Source organism: Streptomyces sp. NPDC002643, assembly GCF_053592555.1.
Genome location: NZ_JBSFVY010000026.1, coordinates 124234 through 139709, shown reverse-complemented (window position 1 = coordinate 139709; position 15476 = coordinate 124234). Strand labels below are relative to the sequence as shown.

General features: G+C 68.9%; 18 protein-coding genes and 8 pseudogenes. 10 read left to right on the top strand and 16 right to left on the bottom strand.

The window, feature by feature from the left end; all coding sequences use genetic code 11:
• Window positions 1-17: 17 nt before the first annotated feature.
• Window positions 18-311 carry a GNAT family N-acetyltransferase gene (locus tag ACWD4G_RS33055; protein ID WP_451300011.1) on the top strand — a complete coding sequence of 98 codons (294 nt, stop codon included), beginning with the start codon at window positions 18-20 and terminating at the stop codon, window positions 309-311.
• 165 nt (window positions 312-476) lie between these two features.
• Here the strand turns inward: ACWD4G_RS33055 and ACWD4G_RS33050 are convergent.
• From ACWD4G_RS33050 to ACWD4G_RS33020, 7 genes and pseudogenes are all read right to left on the bottom strand, one after another.
• Window positions 477-924, bottom strand: a pseudogene (locus ACWD4G_RS33050) (ATP-binding protein); the annotation flags it as partial.
• A gap of 334 nt (window positions 925-1258) precedes the next feature.
• A pseudogene (locus tag ACWD4G_RS33045) lies at window positions 1259-1544 on the bottom strand (IS21 family transposase); the annotation flags it as partial.
• A 148-nt stretch (window positions 1545-1692) separates the two neighbouring features.
• A pseudogene (locus tag ACWD4G_RS33040) lies at window positions 1693-2054 on the bottom strand (CoA-transferase); the annotation flags it as partial.
• A gap of 76 nt (window positions 2055-2130) precedes the next feature.
• Entirely contained in the window at window positions 2131-2499 is a 369-nt protein-coding gene (locus ACWD4G_RS33035) for a hypothetical protein (protein ID WP_451299997.1), read from the bottom strand.
• Window positions 2403-2867, bottom strand: a pseudogene (locus ACWD4G_RS33030) (amino acid permease); the annotation flags it as partial. The gene ACWD4G_RS33035 and the pseudogene ACWD4G_RS33030, both read right to left, overlap by 97 nt.
• Before the next feature lie 8 nt (window positions 2868-2875).
• Window positions 2876-3268, bottom strand: a complete 393-nt coding sequence (locus tag ACWD4G_RS33025; protein ID WP_451300009.1) for a hypothetical protein — start codon at window positions 3266-3268, stop codon at window positions 2876-2878.
• A gap of 118 nt (window positions 3269-3386) precedes the next feature.
• Window positions 3387-3551: pseudogene (locus tag ACWD4G_RS33020) on the bottom strand (amino acid transporter); the annotation flags it as partial.
• A 513-nt stretch (window positions 3552-4064) separates the two neighbouring features.
• On the opposite strand from ACWD4G_RS33020, the gene ACWD4G_RS33015 reads away from it, so the two are divergent.
• The 5 genes from ACWD4G_RS33015 to ACWD4G_RS32995 all read left to right on the top strand — a co-directional run bounded on the left by ACWD4G_RS33015 (window position 4065) and on the right by ACWD4G_RS32995 (window position 5475).
• Window positions 4065-4223, top strand: a complete 159-nt coding sequence (locus ACWD4G_RS33015; protein ID WP_451299995.1) for a hypothetical protein — start codon at window positions 4065-4067, stop codon at window positions 4221-4223.
• Between the two features lie 121 nt (window positions 4224-4344).
• The gene (locus ACWD4G_RS33010) at window positions 4345-4512 is read left to right on the top strand and encodes a hypothetical protein (RefSeq protein ID WP_451299993.1); all 168 of its coding nucleotides are present in this window, start codon (window positions 4345-4347) and stop codon (window positions 4510-4512) included.
• A 244-nt stretch (window positions 4513-4756) separates the two neighbouring features.
• A complete protein-coding gene (locus ACWD4G_RS33005) occupies window positions 4757-5005 on the top strand; it encodes a hypothetical protein (protein WP_451299991.1) in 249 nt (82 codons plus the stop codon).
• A 27-nt stretch (window positions 5006-5032) separates the two neighbouring features.
• Complete coding sequence (locus ACWD4G_RS33000; protein ID WP_451299989.1) at window positions 5033-5200, top strand: hypothetical protein; 168 nt, start codon at window positions 5033-5035, stop codon at window positions 5198-5200.
• Window positions 5201-5241: 41 nt separating this feature from the next.
• The gene (locus ACWD4G_RS32995) at window positions 5242-5475 is read left to right on the top strand and encodes a MurR/RpiR family transcriptional regulator (RefSeq protein ID WP_451299987.1); all 234 of its coding nucleotides are present in this window, start codon (window positions 5242-5244) and stop codon (window positions 5473-5475) included.
• On the opposite strand, the gene ACWD4G_RS32990 is transcribed toward ACWD4G_RS32995, so the two are convergent.
• Window positions 5463-5681 carry a hypothetical protein gene (locus ACWD4G_RS32990; protein WP_451299985.1) on the bottom strand — a complete coding sequence of 73 codons (219 nt, stop codon included), beginning with the start codon at window positions 5679-5681 and terminating at the stop codon, window positions 5463-5465. The two genes, ACWD4G_RS32995 and ACWD4G_RS32990, sit on opposite strands and share 13 nt — an antisense overlap.
• 56 nt (window positions 5682-5737) lie before the next feature.
• Here ACWD4G_RS32990 and ACWD4G_RS32985 point away from each other — a divergent pair, with 56 nt between their 5' ends.
• Window positions 5738-5998, top strand: coding sequence for a MurR/RpiR family transcriptional regulator (locus ACWD4G_RS32985; RefSeq protein WP_451299983.1), 261 nt, complete (start codon window positions 5738-5740; stop codon window positions 5996-5998).
• 192 nt (window positions 5999-6190) lie between these two features.
• On the opposite strand, the gene ACWD4G_RS32980 is transcribed toward ACWD4G_RS32985, so the two are convergent.
• The 3 genes and pseudogenes from ACWD4G_RS32980 to ACWD4G_RS32970 form a co-directional block, all read right to left on the bottom strand.
• A complete protein-coding gene (locus tag ACWD4G_RS32980; protein ID WP_451299981.1) occupies window positions 6191-7441 on the bottom strand; it encodes a pyridoxal phosphate-dependent aminotransferase in 1251 nt (416 codons plus the stop codon).
• 175 nt (window positions 7442-7616) lie between these two features.
• Window positions 7617-7813 (bottom strand): annotated as a pseudogene (locus ACWD4G_RS32975) (hypothetical protein); the annotation flags it as partial.
• 82 nt (window positions 7814-7895) lie between these two features.
• Window positions 7896-10085, bottom strand: coding sequence for a hypothetical protein (locus ACWD4G_RS32970; protein ID WP_451299979.1), 2190 nt, complete (start codon window positions 10083-10085; stop codon window positions 7896-7898).
• Between the two features lie 417 nt (window positions 10086-10502).
• Here ACWD4G_RS32970 and ACWD4G_RS32965 point away from each other — a divergent pair, with 417 nt between their 5' ends.
• Both ACWD4G_RS32965 and ACWD4G_RS32960 read left to right on the top strand, forming a co-directional pair.
• On the top strand, window positions 10503-11072 hold the full coding sequence (locus tag ACWD4G_RS32965) for a GNAT family N-acetyltransferase (RefSeq protein WP_451299977.1): 570 nt from the start codon (window positions 10503-10505) through the stop codon (window positions 11070-11072).
• 170 nt (window positions 11073-11242) lie between these two features.
• Window positions 11243-11544: pseudogene (locus ACWD4G_RS32960) on the top strand (ATP-binding protein); the annotation flags it as partial.
• Window positions 11545-11633: 89 nt separating this feature from the next.
• Here ACWD4G_RS32960 and ACWD4G_RS32955 read toward each other — a convergent pair.
• Together ACWD4G_RS32955 and ACWD4G_RS32950 are read right to left on the bottom strand one after the other, a co-directional pair.
• Window positions 11634-12395 (bottom strand): DUF6193 family natural product biosynthesis protein, encoded by a 762-nt coding sequence (locus tag ACWD4G_RS32955; RefSeq protein ID WP_451300007.1) that lies wholly within the window; start codon window positions 12393-12395, stop codon window positions 11634-11636.
• 66 nt (window positions 12396-12461) lie between these two features.
• Window positions 12462-12587, bottom strand: a pseudogene (locus tag ACWD4G_RS32950) (enolase C-terminal domain-like protein); the annotation flags it as partial.
• Between the two features lie 135 nt (window positions 12588-12722).
• On the opposite strand from ACWD4G_RS32950, the gene ACWD4G_RS32945 reads away from it, so the two are divergent.
• The gene (locus tag ACWD4G_RS32945; RefSeq protein WP_451299975.1) at window positions 12723-13469 is read left to right on the top strand and encodes a phosphotransferase family protein; all 747 of its coding nucleotides are present in this window, start codon (window positions 12723-12725) and stop codon (window positions 13467-13469) included.
• A 142-nt stretch (window positions 13470-13611) separates the two neighbouring features.
• Here the strand turns inward: ACWD4G_RS32945 and ACWD4G_RS32940 are convergent, their stop codons facing one another.
• Genes ACWD4G_RS32940 through ACWD4G_RS32930 form a run of 3 tightly spaced genes read right to left on the bottom strand, consistent with a single transcriptional unit; the run spans window position 13612 to window position 15369 of the window.
• Entirely contained in the window at window positions 13612-14439 is an 828-nt protein-coding gene (locus tag ACWD4G_RS32940; protein ID WP_451299973.1) for an MFS transporter, read from the bottom strand.
• On the bottom strand, window positions 14439-14687 hold the full coding sequence (locus ACWD4G_RS32935; RefSeq protein ID WP_451299971.1) for a hypothetical protein: 249 nt from the start codon (window positions 14685-14687) through the stop codon (window positions 14439-14441). The genes ACWD4G_RS32940 and ACWD4G_RS32935 overlap by 1 nt, the downstream gene beginning before the upstream one ends.
• Window positions 14688-14700: 13 nt before the next feature.
• Window positions 14701-15369 carry a TetR/AcrR family transcriptional regulator gene (locus tag ACWD4G_RS32930; RefSeq protein ID WP_451299969.1) on the bottom strand — a complete coding sequence of 223 codons (669 nt, stop codon included), beginning with the start codon at window positions 15367-15369 and terminating at the stop codon, window positions 14701-14703.
• Window positions 15370-15476 lie beyond the last annotated feature (107 nt).

Genomic DNA, 15476 nt, shown 5'->3' with positions numbered 1-15476 from the left:
CGGGCGAGTAGACCTTCATCACCATAAGAGATCCCTCCTCCCCGGCCCCTACCGGGGCCGGGCTCAGAGGTGTCCACCACCCGGGGACAGGTCCCGTCGCGAGTCACGCGCTCACCGCGCTGACACGGTTTGCCTGGTCCATACCGGAGTTGCATCGCATCGAGCTCTACATAGAGCCATGGAATATGGCTTCCTTGCGCACGGCTGAACTCGCAGGATTTGAGCGCGAGGGGCTGCTTCGAAGCCATCAGGAGATCGGCGGCAAGCGCGTGGACATGCTCGTGTATGCCGAGATCAGGCCGGCAACGTGACCGGATAACAAGTTGGCCCGGAGGCCCAGGACGTACTGGGCAGGCACGGTGGCGCCGTCTCGCGACACTGTGGTGTACAGCGTGCTGTGCACGTTCCCGCGTACCGAGCGGTGCACGTTGAAAGGAACGCTGACACTGACCCGTGCCGGCACCATCGCACCCGGATCAACCGGCGGCTTTTTGTTCGGCTCGGGCGCGGGTGGTGGCGAGGCGGTAGGAGTCGGTGCCGGTTTCGATGATGTTGCCGCCGAAGGTGAGGCGGTCGACGATGGCTGCGCAGAGGCGGGGTCGGCGAGGGTCTTGGTCCAGCCGGGGAAGGATTCGTTGGAGGCGATGGCGACGCTGTTCTTCTCTTCGCGTTCGGTGAGGACCTGGAAGAGGAGTTCGGCGCCGCGGCGGTCGAGTTCCATGTAGCCGAGTTCGTCGATGCACAAAAGATCAACGCGGCCGTAGCGAGCGATGGTCTTGGTAGCTGCTTCTCGTCGGCGGCCTCCACCAGCTCGTTGACCAGCTTGGTGGCCAGGACGTACTTGGCTCGGAAGCCGGCCATCGCGGCCTCTGTGCCGAGCGCGATCAGCAGGTGCGACTTTCCGGTGCCTGAGTCTCCGATCAGCCAAGGTTGTCGTAGCGGACCTTCCCGGTCGGCACTCCGCCCAGCACGTGGAGAGCGTGGACGTGGCCCTCGAAGAACGCTTCCTGCCCTGCCGAGGCAAAGATGCGGTGGACGGCCTTGCCCGAGTACGACAGCCGGAACGCGAACAGGTAGCAGGTCACCAGCTCGCCAGCGAGCTTCACCGCGACGTCTCCGAAGTCGACCTCGGCCTCGGCACCGGGCTTGTGGGTCTGCGGAACGAACGCATCCACCATCCCCTTCCCGGCCTGGCGACAGTTCTCCTCGCGGCGGGCAGCGACGTATCCGCAGACCATCTGATAGGAGATGTCGATGGCGTCGTGCTCGTCCAGCAGCCGCTCGTAGATCCGCTTGACCGTGTGCCGCTGCTTGCGCGGTGCGGTCAGATCCGCCTTCAGCATGACGTCGATCAGCGGCTTGTACGGGTCGAGCCGCGTCGCCCGTGGTCGCATCTTCTTCCGCGGCTCCGGCAAGGCAGACACCAGGGCCTTCTGCACGGTTTCGTAACCGACGCCGTACTTCCGCATGAGCGCGATCACCGACATGCCCGTCCTGGCGTCACGGCGGATCGCCGCGTACAGATTGACCTTGGACTTCGGCAGCACCCGGGCCCCCTCGTCGTGCAGAGCACAACCATGGTCCCGAAGCAAGCACCGAAGCGTTCTCAGAACTCAGCGACATCACTCTCCCGTGCAACAGAGTGTTCTCACCGCTGAGCGACAGACGCTCTCGAACCTCACCTACAAAGCCACCGTGGTCGGCGCGTACCAGCGCGTAGTCGCAGGTGATGGCTTCTTCCAGGACGAACGTCTTGCCGTTGAAGGAGGGCGTCTCCTTGGGTGGTGAGGCAGTTGTGATGCCTCCGGCCCCGTCGTGGCGCCAGGGCAGCCCGCCGTTGGCTATCTGCGTGCCGGCGCCGCGCATCACACCCAGACCCGCGTCGTCGACGCCGCAGTCGTTGGAGACGACGTGCAGTTCGCCGGCGCCTTGGCGTGCACGGCGCCGATGAGGGTTTCGGGGATGCCGCACAGCGCGGACCCTCCGACGGCCAGTGAGGCTCCGTCAGGAATGTCGGCGACAGCCGGCTCGGCGGTCTCGATCACCTTGTCCACGGCTGTCGTGGTCCTTCCTGAAGAGCCTTCGCCCCGAGCGTGCCAGGGCGAAGGCTCGTGGGTGCGTCGGTGGGGCTCAGCCCGTAGGGGCGGTGGAGTGCTCCGCGTCCGGTATCTGACCGTCGAGGGCCCGGCGCCACTGGTGGACGATGCCTGCGAGGATCGCGATGGTGGTGACCAGCAGGGTGAGGAAGAGCGAACGGCTGGTCGAGGCGTTCATCGCCATGCCGCCGATGATGGCCAGCAGTGCCGCCAGGACGAGCAGGTTCAGGTAGGGGAAGCACCACATGCGCAGGGTGAGAAGCTGTGGCGACTCCCGCTCGATGCGGGTGCGGGCGCGCAGGTGGGTCACGGTGATGGCCACGTAGATGACGACCGCGACCGATCCGGAGGAGTCCAGGAGGAACTCGAAGACGCTGGTGGTCGGCAGGAAGTAGTTGGCCACGACGGTGGCCAGTCCGACGCTGGAGGCCAGCAGGACGCTGGCGACAGGCAGCCGTTGGAGAGGGTGCGGCCGAACACCTTGGGTGCTTCACCGCGCCGGGCGAGGCTGTGGATCATGCGCGAGGAGGAGTACAGGCCGGCGTTGAGGCAGGACAGTACGGCGGTCAGGACGATGAAGTTCATGACAGGGGCGGCGTAGGGGATGTCCAGGTGTTCCAGCACGGCCACGAACGGGCTCTTGGTGACGGCTGCCGAGTTCCAGGGCAGGAGGGTGACCACGATGGCGATGGCACCGATGTAGAAGAGCAGGATGCGGCACACGACACTGCGCATGCTGGCGCGGACGGCCTCGGCGGGGTGCTTGGCCTCGCCGGCGGCTATGGTGACGGCCTCGGTGCCGAAGTGGAGAAGAACAGCGCCAAGGATGCCTGGAACACCGGCAGCCAGCCGTAGGGGGCGAATCCGCCGTGCCCGGTCAGGTTGTCCAAGCCCGGCGAATCGCTGGAAGGCGCGGCGCCGAGGATGGCGGCGAGTCCGATGAGCAGGAAGGCCACGATGGCAGCCACCTTGATCATGGCGAACCAGAACTCGAAGCACCCGAAGGACTCCACGCAGGAGAAGTTGACGGCCCTGAGGGCCGCCATGATGACCAGTGCGGCGAGCCAGGTCGGAACCTCGGGGAGCAGTTGGTTGGCGATGGACGCCCCGGCGATGGCTTCGAAGCCGATGACAACGCACCATTGGTAGGCGTAGAGCCAGCCCACCGACAGGTCGGCCCACCGGCCGAGTTCGCGGCCCGCGTAGCTGGAGAACGAGCCCGTTTCCGGGCTGGGCGACCGACATCTCGGCGAGCATGCGCATCACCAGGACGACCAGCGCGCCGATGAGCGTGTAAGCGATCAGCACCGCGGGGCCGGCCAGATGGATCGCCTTGCCGCTGCCGACGAAGAGGCCCGCGCCGATGACGCCGCCGATGACGATCGTCGTCAGTTGCCGGTTGGCCAGCGCGCCGCGCAGGTGCACGGAGCCACTGCCACCAGGGGGTGTGCTCATGAGGGGCCTCCTGGGCCGAAATGCGGATGAGGAGTGCGTGCAGATCAGCCGCTGCGCAATGAAACTTGCATGACTTAGTGCGCACGCAAATCTGCCATACGTCAAGGGTTTGAATCGAGGTTCAGTTGTGCCGTCTTGCGCAATCGCGGACCCTGACGACATCCCCTCAGGTGCACCTTTACCAGCAAGGATGAAGAGAGAACAAGCACACTTGCATTTCATACCAACAACGCAATAGCGTGTGCCTCCCCAGAGGCGAAGACCACACCTACGACGCCCTCGCGATGGCCTCAGGACCCGCCACCACGCCATTCAGCACGCCCCGCCTCCGGTGGCGAAGCGCCAGGGCCTTGGGCCAGTCCGGGCAGCGGCGCGTGAACCGAGCGGGGCCCGCCGAAGCGACCGCCCCTTGCGTGCAAGTTTAACTGCACTGCAATATGTAGCAGCAAGTAAACTTGCACAGAACGAAGGTGCGCGTCCTACCGGGACCGCGTGCCTGACGGAAGGTGCGGCATGGGCGCTCACGTGCGGGAGCAGGAGTTCGCGGGACTGCGGTGGCTGGTGGCCGGCGGAGAGCGGGAAGAGGACTTCGCGATGCTCGGACAGGCCGCCAGATCCGAGATCCGCACAGTCCACCAGGAGCTTCCCGAAGCGGAGCCACTGCACAAGTGAGCTCGGACCGAGTTGGACAGTGCGCACCTGAGGCGCCTGGTACACGAGACGCGGCGCAGCTGTCCCACCCAGGTTCGGGAGCTGCAGGCACTGGCACAGGGAGCGGGCCTGCAGTCTTTTGATGCCGGCCAACCTCCGAGGCGATCTGGGCACCGATGACGGCACAGGCTGCACCGATCTGGGATGGCGACGCTCGCGCTCGTACGTCGCACACAACAAGGACGGGGCCCCGGCGCTGGAGGGCCGGCTGATGCTGCTGACGCTGCTCATCGACGCGACGCCCCCGTGACCACCCAGTGGTATCCAGGTTTTCTCCCGGCCAACACGTACACCGCCACTGGGCACGGGCCGGTGTGGGGCATCAACCACATCCAGGCCACACGTCCCGCTCTCGCGGCCGGCCGTCGCTTCGTCGCCCGAGCACTACACAGCAGGCCCCCGATCTGGAGGCCGTCGTACACCTCCTCCGCACCGTCCCCTCCGCCGGCGGCTTCGCCTACACGATCGGAGAGCGCGAGAGCGGTCGGGTCGTCGTGGTCGAGGCCGTCGCGGGACGGACAGCGGTGGTCGAGGCCCAGCCCGCCCATCCTCTCCAGTGGCACACCAACCACCTGCGCCACCACCCCCTGCCGCTGGACGTACCGGGCACGCAGCCGTCCTCAGGTGTCGGCAGCCTCGGGCAGCGGGCCGCCGGCAGTCTGGGAGGGTACGAGGAGAGCCAAGCCCGCGGCAAAGTCCTCGCCGGACTGGATGTGCCGGAGCGGGAGCCGTCCGTCGACTGATTCCTGGACGCGCTGACCTCGGCCCCTTTGCCCCGCGGTGTCTACCGCACGGCCGCCGGCTCCGACCCGCTGATGACCCTGTGCACCACCGTCACCGACCTCGACGCGGACAGCATCACCCTGCGCATTCCCGGTCGCCCGTCCGCCACACTGCCGTTGTCCGCTTACGTGCGCGGCAACGCCGACGCACGGTGACCCTCACGGTTGTCTCCCGTCACCGGGAGACAACCGTTGGTATGGCCTCTCCACCGCGGCCTTCGCCGCAGACCTACGACGAACTCCTTTCCGTCCTGCACCGGCGCGGGGACTCCCTGACCCGTGCACAGCGCCTCCTGGCCGACCGGGTGATGGCCGACCCCGAGGGTGTGGCCTTCATGACGGTCTCGGAGCTCGCTGCCGCCGTCGGCGTGAACGAGGCCACCGTCGTCCGGTTCGCCACGAGCCTGGGCCTGGACGGCTACCCGGTCTGACCCGGCTGTGCCGCGAACGGCTGCGCGAGCAGGCCCAGCTGCTGCGCCGCTACAACCATCTCCAGCAGCTCACCGCCGAGGGGGGCGGCCCGCTGCAGCGTGCCGTCGCACTCGACCAGGCCGACATCGCCCGCACCTTCGCGCGCATAGACCCCGAAGACTGGCAGTCCGACGTCAAGGCCCTTGCCAACAGCCCTCGTGTCCACGTGATGGGACTGCGTAAGTGCTATGGCCCTGGCTACCTGCTGGGCTATCTCCTCGCATGCTCCGCGAAGAGGTACACACCGTCACGGGCGCCTCCGGCAGCCTCACCGACGAACTGCGCCGCGTCCGGGAGGGCGACTGCTTCGTGGCGATCTCCGTCCACCGCTACAGCGCCGAGACCGTCAAGGCCGCCGCCTGGGCCCGCTCCCGCGGCGCCTGGTGTCTCGCGCTGACCGACAACCCGTCTTCGCCTCTGGCCACCACCGCCGATCAGGCGTTCTACATCGACGCCGCCGGACCGTTCGTACTGAGGCCTTGACCGCCTTCACCTCCCTCGTCCAGGCGCTGGCCACAGGTGTGGCCCAAGCCCGCGGCCACGAGGCCCGCTCCACCCTGCTCCGGGAAGAGGAGCTGCTTGAGACGTTCTCCGTCTACGAGGCCCGACAGGAAGGAAAACGCGGAAGGGGGACAGCGTATGCCGTCCCCCTTCCGCGTCCCGCAGTGTCAGCGCTCAGCCGTGCCGCGTCAGGCCCTTCAGCGCGCCACGCAGGTGCTCCAGCGAGGAGGCTATCCACGGCAGCGACACCGGGTCGTCGCTGTCCAGCGCCTTCCAGCGCTCAGCGGCGGACTCCCCGTACAGCAGGCTGGTCGCCACCCGCACGCGCAGACCGTCCGGGGTGTCGCCGAACGCCTCACCGGCCAGCACGCCCACGCCGTGGCGCTCCAGCAGCGCATCGGCCAGCGACACTCCGCCGTCGATGCCCTGACCGGCCAGGACCGGCCGCAGCGGCTCGAAGTCGGGATACAGGTAGAAGCCTGCCTCTGGCCGGCGGCACACGGCGCCGGCGGCGATGAATTCGGCATGTACCGCCTGCGCCACGGCGGCATGCAGACGCCGCGACCGCGCGATGCGCGTCACCAGCTCGGGCGGGTCCTGCAGCACATGAGCGGCCACCGCCTGCATGGGCGCGGCCAGGCTCGACCAGATCTCACTGGCCACCCCGACCAGATCGTCCATCAGACCCTGCCCCCAGGCGCCCTGCGGCACTCGGGCCATGCCGATGCGCCAGCCGCCGAGTGCCATCGACTTGCTCAGACCAGTGGTCACCACCGTGCGCTGGGGCAGGAAATCCGTGGCGCTGGGCGCCCGCCCGTCATGGACCAAGTCGGCGTAGATCTCGTCCGCGATCACCGCGAGCCCCCACTTCTCGGCGATCGCGCAGACCTCCCGCACATGGTCCTCTCGCGCCACTGTGCCGGTCGGATTGTCAGGCACGGTCAGCACGAGAATCCCCGGCCGGGCACCGGTCGCCCGCGCCGCTTCCAGCGCCTGCTCCAGCAGCCGCGGCTCCGGCACGCCGCCGGCCTCGGCCGGTATGGGAACGTCGATCGTCCGCTTCGCCGCCAGCGACGCCTGGGCCGCGTAGCTCACCCACGACGGGCAAGGCAGTACGACATCCCCGGGCAGCGCCAGCATCAGAGCGAAGAGCAGCGGCTTGCTGCCCGGCGCGAACAGCACCTGGTCCGGCTCCGTGTTCAGACCCCGGCGCGAGAACCAGCCGGCCGCAGCCTCCCGAGCCTCCACCGACCCGACCACAGGGCCGTAACTGTTGCGTCCGACCGCCCCGGCCAGCACCGCAGCCACCGAATCCGGCACCGGCAGACCTGCCTCGCCGAAACCCAGATGCAGCACCGTCTGACCTGCGGCCCGACGGGCCGCCAGTGTCTCGTTGATCGCCAAGGTCGCCGAATGCATCGTCACGGCGCCCACACTCCTCACTAGATCGACAGAGCAAGGCAATTTCTTCTGCGGCGGACAGGGTATGTGCAAATTAATTTGCATACAAGCGAGGGTGCCCCGCCGAGTGCCGGTCCGTCCCGCAGTCCATCCACCACGTGGTCCACGCCCGCGAGTCAGCTCACGACCTCCGTCCCGCCTTGAGGTAGACGAGGACCTTGCTGCGCTGGGGCGGGCACACACAGGCGAGGTTCCGCAGGCGCTGATACGCCCGGTACCGCGGACCAGGTCGATCGACCGCCGGTGCTCACGCACGGCATGCGCGTCGTAGCGCGTGAAGTCGCCGGCGATGCAGATCGGGCTCGGGCCGCTCCACGCAACCTGGGACGCGGCCGTTCGAGGGTGGCATTCGGGCCGCATGGCATGGGCTGCGATCGGCGCCGGCGAGGAGCATCGCTACATCCGTTACGCCTGCCCCTCACCGTGCGGTGTCGGCCTCATCGTCGCTGAAACGGTGCTCCATGCAGGACCGGACCAGCCGGTAGAGCGGCTGTGCCGGGTGGTCGTGCCTCGTGGCCAGTCGGCCCGCCTCTGCGACGGTGCGCAGGTCGTCCGGCTGCCAGGCGGCCTGCGGGCTGTCCGCCAGCATCCCGACGGCCTGGTATTCGCCCACGGCGATGTCCGCGTACCCGTCCCCGCCGATCGCGTGGCAGGTCGCGCCCGCCGAGCCGAACAGCACGGTCGCCTCCTTGCCGGTCAGCTCGCCGCCGGCCTTCACCGGACCGAGTCTCGTTCCCTTCACGTAGTGGACGTTCGCGGCGCCCGACGCGGCCGACTTGTAGCAGATCTCGTTTCGCGCCCGGAGCCACGTCACGTCCCACCCGCCCGGGCGCATGGATCTGGTGACGTCGGCCCCCTCATCCCAGTAGGACCGTTCGAGGAAGCGGGTCATGTTCCACAGCTCGATCCCCGAGCTGTCGGCCACGACGAGATGGTCCGCGCCGCGCAGGCATATCCCGTGCCAGCTCGCCGGTCGGTTGAGGCGGCCGATCAGCGGAATGGTGTACTGAGTCCGTTTCTCCCCGTCCAGCAGGACACCGTAGTGGTCGCGCATCACGGCGATCCGCCCGCTGTGCTGATCGACGGTGATCGAGGCGACCGTGGATGAGTAACCGGATGGGTAATCGGTCCATTGACCGGTGAACTGGTCGCCGTACCGGGCGGTGGTGACTTCCCTGCCGGTGCTGTCGTGGAACCCGACCACGTTGCCGAGGCGGGCGGTGACAAGGCCGTCCCGGAAGGCGGCCATCGCGATGGCACCGTGGTCGGCGGTGTGCTCGTCGTGGTGGGTGAGTTCCATGGGCCGCCCGTCTTCCGGGCAGTGGTACAGCCACGCTTCCTGAGAGGGCCTTGAGTGGCGGACGGTGAACGCGGTGAGCGTGCCGCCGGAGTAGGCGAGGAAGGCTTCGTTCCAGATGGTGGCGGCGTGCCGGGTCAGGAGTGCCCCATCGGGCAGGGAGTGGATGCTGATCGTGCCCGGGCTCGGCGCCTCGGGCCAGACGGTGTTGCCGGCAGGGCGGCTGTCGTGCGTCCACAGCGCCGCCCGCCGTCCGTCGTCGCTCAGCGCGCCCGCCCGTACCTTGCCCGGTGTCTCCAGGTGGACCACCTGGCTCTGGTCCATCGCCTTGCGCGCCTGCCGGATGTCCGCGGGGCTGATCTCGGCGAGGAGGCCGAACAGTTCGCGGTCCCGCTGGGCCGCCGGACGCCACTGCGGGTCCACGAGCCGCACCGCCCGCGCCGCGTTGGCGACCGGCAGATCCAGCGCCAGCCGCCACAGTGCGGCCCAGTCCCGGCGGTCGCGAAGCAGACCCATGAGGTACTTGCGCTCCGCAGCCGTGATCTTCGCGATCTGCTGCCCTTCGCCGGCCACCACGCGCACCACGTCCGCAACGGCGTCGCGCTCCATGGCCTTCTGTAACGCGGCCCGCCCGTTCGAAGTGGCGTCCTGATAGGCGGCGGCGAGCAGCGTCCCGTCCGGGTCCACCGCCTGCCGCCGCTCCGCTTGCCCGGTCAGGGCGAAGAAGCACGCCTGGCCCATCGGGTCTTCGGGTGTCACGCCGTGCCGGGCCAGGTAGTCGAGTTCGTCGGCGGGCATCTCCGAGATGCGGTATCCGGACACGAGCACCGTCCGCAACACGTCCGCGCCGGCGTCGACTTCCTCCAGCGCCTCGCGGAGCGCGGCCCGGTGGGCAGGGCGACTCAGAAGGTGCCGATCGGCCTCGCCGAGCAAGGAGCCGTCCGGGTCGAATGCCCGCCACAGCTCCCCCTGCCCGGTGAGGACGAGGAGGAGCGCCCAGTCGGACGGGTGCCGGTAGGGCTCGACCTCGTTCCGCACGCAGAATGCCCCCAGGGCAACGCGGTGGTCGGCGCCGGGCGCCATCGCCATATTCATGACATCCTTGCCGAACTGCTCCTGACCTCCCGCCCATTCGGCGAGCACGTCGGGGCGCGCGTCGTCGGGGGCTCCGGCCGCCGCCCAGTCGGCCAGCACCTCGCGATACGCACGTCTGCGGCCGGCGGGGTCCAGACGGTTTCCCGCAGCCGTGATCCTCTTCCACGAGCGACGAGCCAGAATCCCCTTGATCCCCCCGGCAGACGGCTCGTCCACCTGCCGACGGACACGCCTCAACACCCTCTCGACCGCTTGGCCGTCCCGCGCATCCGCCACGGCCCCAGTATGGGTCAGACCGCCGGCCCGACAGAAGCCCAAACGCACCCGGGAAATCCGGGCGCCGACAACCGAGGCCGGGTGATGGGGTCGTTGTGTACGCGGGCGGTCACCAGGGCCCCATGGCCACAGGACACCGGCAGGCCGCCTCCCGGACTACGGGTCTGGGGCGCGGCCCAAGCCGGTCTCGCAAACCGCGCCACTGCCCAGAACGGCACGTAAACAACTCCTGGAACGCCGCGCCTCGTGGTGAAGTGCGGCTGCCGAGCGCTGCCCTTGAAAAGGCGTGGCTGCCGGGCAGTCGTGATGCGAAAATCAGTCCGCGACTTGATCCACATCCGCGTCCCGGGGGTCCGCATGGACGTCGCCTCGCTGCTGCCGTTGACCACGGCCCGGTTGTCGCTGCGTCTGTTCACTCCCGGCGACGCCGACGACTTGTACGCCTACCAGAGCCTGCCGAGCGTGGCGCGCTACTTGTACCGGCCGGCGCACACGCGTGAGCGCAGCGAGCAGGTTGCCGCCGAGCGCGCGGCGCAGACGGCATGGCGCGCCGACGGGGACAAGCTGGCGCTCGCCGTCTGCCGACGCGATGAGCCCGGCGTCCTTGGCGAGGTGAGCCTCGCCCTGGCCGATGCCCGCGCCGCCCAGGCCGAGATCGGCTGGACTCTCGCCCCAGGTCACCAGGGGCACGGGTACGCGACCGAGGCGGCCGCGGCGCTCGCCGGGTTTGCCTTCGACACACTCGGCGTGCACCGGCTCTACGCACGGCTGGATGTGGAGAACACCGGGTCTGTTCGGGTCTGTGAGCGCCTCGGGATGCGCCGGGAGGCGCACCTGGTCGAGAACGACCTCGACGGGGATCGCTGGGGCAGCGAGTACATCTACGCGGCGCTGTCCGCGGATCTTGGCAGTCGATCAGGCGATTGAGCCCGGCGCCGCCGCCTGTTCGTGATCTTCCTTAGGGGGAGAATCCCGATATGCCTGGTGGGGATGGCCTGTTCGAGGTGGATGATCCGGCGGCGGTGGTCGAAGCCGGAGACCGCGCCGACGGTGGCGGTGGCGGTGGCGGTGGCGGTGGCGGTGGCGGTGAAGAACGCAAGACCATCGCCCGCTACGGGCGCGTCGATCTTTTGTGCACCGACGAGCTGGGCCGCATGGAACTCGATCGGCACGGCGCCGAGTTGATGTTCCAGGTACTGACGGAACGGGAGGAGAACAAGGCCCTCGCCATCGCTTCCGAGGAATCCTTCGGCGGCTGGACCAAGGCCTTCACCAACCCCAGGTCCGCGCCGCGATCGTCGATCGGCTCACCTTCAACGGCACGATCGTCAAGACCGGCACCGATTCCTACCGCCTCGCCCACACCCGGGGCAAGGCCGGGAAGTCCGCCGCTACCTGACAGAACGACGGCCTTCTGGTGCCACCGACGAGTTGGCGGCGAGCCGGGCGGCGAAGTCCGTCGATGGTGCAGTTTCGTACGATCGTAGGTCAGGCGGTACTCTCGCGTTTCGGCCAACCTCCCTCGATGGCCGGGCCGCTGCCTGCGGGAATGTTCGCTGCCACCAGCGCTGCGGCCTCGCCGGCGCTGAGGCGGGCACCGAGCACACGTGACGGTGTCTGCGCAGATCCCCGTGCGACCACGTTCCACAGCCCGTCCACTGTCGGAATCACACGCGGAAGCTCCTCATGGAACGGATCAGCGGTGCTGCTGAGCAGGCTGAACTGGCCGTGCGACGGCCACGGGAAGAAGACACGCAGGGCCGGCTGCGCATAAAGCGCCTCGGTAAGTTCGGCGTCGCCGAGCCTGATCATTCGCGAGCGTTCCAAGGTCAGTCGCCAGGCGGTCGACACGACCCTTCCCGGCGGTGCCGCCTTCAGCGGGTCGTCCGCGAGGAGCGTCCACTCGCGGCGCAGTTGACCGATCGATGCGCCCTCACACCATTCGTGCAGAATGGCGGCCACCACCGCGAGGCTGTCGGTGCTGCCGAAGACGCCCCCGGGCCACCCGGAGTCCGCGGAGATCTCGATGCGGAACTCGCGTTCGTCGTCGTTGGTCGCATAGACCGCGAACTGCGCCTTTCCTCGAACACAGCATGCGGCTACCGCTGAGGCGAACCCCTCAACGGGCCCCATGGGGCCGACAGCGTGCCCGTGGCGGGCCGCTTCGCGAGCCAACGCTTCTCCCAAGCCACCCGGCACAGCCAACTCTGGATAGAGGTCGGTCGACACTTCGCTTGAACGTTCCTTCATGCACCTACCGTAGGTCGTGGGGTGGAGGTGTGACCTGCCCGAGGCCCGGAAGCAGGCCTGGGAGCACAGGTCGTGAATCCGCCGGGCCTCCAGGTATCCGCCGACCCGGCCGGGCTTGATGTTCACGATCGAGCACGCCTCCTGCCGGATGGCGGTGGCCGCGTCCCGGGCTGAGGTGATCGACTCGTCCACAAAAGTGGTGGGCTTGAGCGTGGTGAGAGGTCGGTGTCGTGCACGAAGCGCCGAGTAATGGGGCGCGGTCAGCCGCGTCGGCGCACGCGATAAACCCGGCGACGTCGGCGATCACCCCCGGGATACTGGTCGCCCATGGATGAGGTCAAAGTCGTCGTCGCCCATTCCGAGCGCGCGACTCTGCGCGTCGGCGACGTGTTCTTGAAGGTGGACGCCGATCAGGCGCGTATCGACGTCGAGGTCGAGGCGATGTCGCTCGCGCCCGTGCCGACGCCGGAGGTCCTGTGGCGCAAGCCGCCCGTGCTCGCGATCGCCGCACTCCCGGGGACGACGCTCGGGCGCCTCGGCGGGCCGTCGACCGGGTCGCCGGCGGCGTGGGCCGCGGCGGGCGCCGCCATCCGGAAGCTGCACGACGCGCCGCTGCCGTCCCGGCCGGGACGGGCCGGGCGGAGCATCGTCGCGCTGGCGGCGGAACTCGACGACGAGTGCGAGCTGCTCGTGACGAACGGCATCCTGCCCGCCGACCTGGTCACCCGCAACCGCCAGGTCGCCGAGGCCGCGCTCCGGCCGTGGACTCCGGTGTTCACCCACGGCGACCTGCAGATCGCGCACGTCTTCGTCGACGGCGACGAGGTCACGGGCATCATCGACTGGTCCGAGGCGGGCCAGGGTGATGCCCTGTACGACCTCGCCACCTTCACACTCGGACACGAGGAGCACCTCGACGACGTCATCGCCGGCTATGGCGCCGACATCGACCTCGACGTGATCCACGCGTGGTGGGCGTTGCGAAGTCTGCTGGGGGTTCGCTGGCTGATCGAGCACGGCTTCGACCCTTTCGCGCCGGGTTGTGAGGTCGACGTGCTGAGATCCCGGATGTGAGGCCCTCGGGCCCGAGTGCCGCGTGTGCGTTCTGACGCGTCGAGCAGGCCCTCGCATGAGGCGCATCGCCTGACGCCGGCACGACCCCACAGGGTGCCGTCGGACCACTCTGAGCCGACGGCACCTCATTTCGTGCTGCGCTTCACCGATGGAACTCCTTTGGTCTCGATGGGGGTTCGCGCTCCAGGGGTACGGCGACGAACTCGTTCGGCAGGAGCAGGCGGAAGGTGCAGCCCTCGCCTGGTCGGGTGTCGAGTTCCAGGCGTCCGCCGTTGGTCTCCGCGGCGCCGGCGGCGATCGCCAGTCCCAGGCCGGAGCCGGCCACTGGCCGTTCAGCGGAATCGGCACGGTAGAAGCGCTCGAACACCCGCCGGGCGTCGGGCTCGGCGAGTCCGGCACCGTCGTCGGCCACTTCGACCGCGCAGACAGAAGCCGCGCGGCTCTGGGAGTACAGGAAGAGGGCCCAGGCGCCGACCGCGCCGGCGGCGAGACTGAGGATGAGCGGGTCGGTCCAGGCGTAGTCGGTGCCGCCCCAGTCGGCGACGAGCACGGTGCAGGTGACGGCGGCGGCCATCAGGGTGATGCCGAGGTAGTCGACGGCGACCTTGGCGTCGCGGCGCGGCAGACGCAGGGAGAACGCGGCCACCGCGAAGGCGAGCACGCCCAGGGGCAGGTTGATCCAGAAGGCCCAGCGCCATCCGACGCTGTCGGTGAACCAGCCGCCGAGCAGCGGTCCGGCGACGGAGGCGAGACCGAAGACGGCGCCCATCGGCGCCATGTACTTGGCACGCTGCCGCGGCGGCACCAGGTCGGCGACGATGGCCTGCGCGGTGATCATCAGACCTCCTCCGCCCAGGCCCTGGACGGCGCGGCCGATGATCAGCCACGTCATGTCCTGCGCCACGCCTGCGGTCGCGGAACCGGCGACGAAGACGGCGATGGCGCCGAGGAAGAGTGTCTTACGGCCCATCAGGTCGCCGAAGCGCCGTAGACGGGCATGGCGATGGTGGCGGTCAGGACGTATGCCGTGGTCACCCAGGCCATCTGGTTCATCCCGTGCAGTTCACCGACGATGGTCGGCAGCGCGGTGCTCACGATGGTCTGGTCCAGTGCCGCGAGCAGCATCGCGGTCATCAGGCCCGCGTATATCAGGCCGAAGCGGTGCGGAGTACGGGAGGAGTTCTGCTCCTCCATCTCCGCCGGGGTCGGTTCGCTCATGGGGGTTCTCAAGTCATGGGTGGTGGGTCGCGGGTCGCGGGGAGAACGGGCCGACGGGGCGGGGCTCAGTACGCCGACAGGGAGAGCAGCCGTTCCAGGGCGCGCTGACGTACGGGACCGGGGAATCGTCCTCGGCGCCGTTCGGGTCCTCGCGTGACCAGCGCTCCAGGCCGGTGCGCACCGCGGTCAGCGCGAGTGCGGCGATCAGGTCCGGCAGTTCGTCCTCGGGCCGCTGCCCCATACGCTGGGCGATCGCGTTGGCGACGGAGCTGTGGAAGCCCTCCATACGGGCCAGCAGCACGGCCAGGACAGGGGGATGGCTGTCCGCCAGCATGAAGACGTCGTGCATCATCGTGCGTTCCGGCGGGTTGTCGGTCATCTCCCGCACGAGCAGCCGGGTCACATCCGCGAGTACCTGCCGGGGAGGGGCGGCACCGGCCCCTACGAACTCCGCGGCGAGCGCCGGAGGCACCTCGGTCGGCCCCGGCAGGAGGGCGCTTTCCTTGTTCGGGAAGTAGTTGAAGAAGGTGCGCGGCGAGACACCGGCCTCCGCGCTGATCATGTCGACGGTGACCTTGTCGAATCCGCTCTCACGCACCAGCCGCACGGCGGCCATATGAATATCACGCCGCGTCTCACGCCGCCGCCGCTCGCGCAGTCCTTCGCTCCGGGAAGTAGCCATGAAGGACGATCAGCGCCGGGCGCCCCGACACCGCCCTCCGTCCTCGCCATCCGGCCCCACGCCCCTGGCCCGGGGCCCCGTCCGCCGGGACGCTGAGTAGCGAGCCC

Coding starts and splice junctions, on each gene's coding strand:
- ACWD4G_RS32940 (WP_451299973.1), bottom strand. CDS start 14,439: ATGGGCCGTAAGACACTCTTCCTCGGCGCCATCGCCGTCTTCGTCGCC.
- ACWD4G_RS32955 (WP_451300007.1), bottom strand. CDS start 12,395: ATGAAGGAACGTTCAAGCGAAGTGTCGACCGACCTCTATCCAGAGTTG.
- ACWD4G_RS32945 (WP_451299975.1), top strand. CDS start 12,723: ATGGATGAGGTCAAAGTCGTCGTCGCCCATTCCGAGCGCGCGACTCTG.
- ACWD4G_RS32930 (WP_451299969.1), bottom strand. CDS start 15,369: ATGGCTACTTCCCGGAGCGAAGGACTGCGCGAGCGGCGGCGGCGTGAG.
- ACWD4G_RS33010 (WP_451299993.1), top strand. CDS start 4,345: ATGCCGGCCAACCTCCGAGGCGATCTGGGCACCGATGACGGCACAGGC.
- ACWD4G_RS32965 (WP_451299977.1), top strand. CDS start 10,503: ATGGACGTCGCCTCGCTGCTGCCGTTGACCACGGCCCGGTTGTCGCTG.
- ACWD4G_RS32995 (WP_451299987.1), top strand. CDS start 5,242: ATGGCCTCTCCACCGCGGCCTTCGCCGCAGACCTACGACGAACTCCTT.
- ACWD4G_RS33015 (WP_451299995.1), top strand. CDS start 4,065: ATGGGCGCTCACGTGCGGGAGCAGGAGTTCGCGGGACTGCGGTGGCTG.
- ACWD4G_RS32935 (WP_451299971.1), bottom strand. CDS start 14,687: ATGAGCGAACCGACCCCGGCGGAGATGGAGGAGCAGAACTCCTCCCGT.
- ACWD4G_RS32985 (WP_451299983.1), top strand. CDS start 5,738: ATGCTCCGCGAAGAGGTACACACCGTCACGGGCGCCTCCGGCAGCCTC.